Source organism: Craterilacuibacter sinensis (assembly GCF_009831765.1).
GTDB classification, from domain to species: Bacteria; Pseudomonadota; Gammaproteobacteria; order Burkholderiales; family Chromobacteriaceae; genus Craterilacuibacter; species Craterilacuibacter sinensis.
Genome location: NZ_WSSB01000038.1, coordinates 1 through 410, shown reverse-complemented (window position 1 = coordinate 410; position 410 = coordinate 1). Strand labels below are relative to the sequence as shown.

1 pseudogene is annotated in these 410 nt (G+C 57.3%); it reads right to left on the bottom strand.

Annotation, left to right across the window (positions count from 1 at the left end):
- Positions 1-410: pseudogene (locus GQF02_RS15760) on the bottom strand (serine/threonine protein kinase); the annotation flags it as partial.

Genomic DNA, 410 nt, shown 5'->3' with positions numbered 1-410 from the left:
GGTTCTTTGTGGGCAGGCATGGCGGCATCAACAATCTGCCAGCCGTTCTGTTCAAAGATCTTGCGCTGTTCAACCGGCAGACGGCGATGCGGGTTGTTGATGATCAGACCGGGGCGCAGCGGCACGAAGGTCGCGTCGATATGGATAGGGTAGGGGTCGCCCGGGAAGTTGACGGCATGGATGCGCAGCTCGGGATACTTGCGCTTGAACCATTCCATCGCCTTGCGGTTGGTGGTCAGACCGTGCTGGATAAACAAATCCTTGCCCATGCGCATCACGTCGGCGGCGTCAAACAGGATTTCTTCTTCGGTGGTGACGAAGTCCTTGTTGGCGGTGCGTACCAGACGGTCTTCCAGCGAGATCTTTTCGTCGTAGTAGTTGTGCTTGTACGACTTGTCGGACAGGCGTGG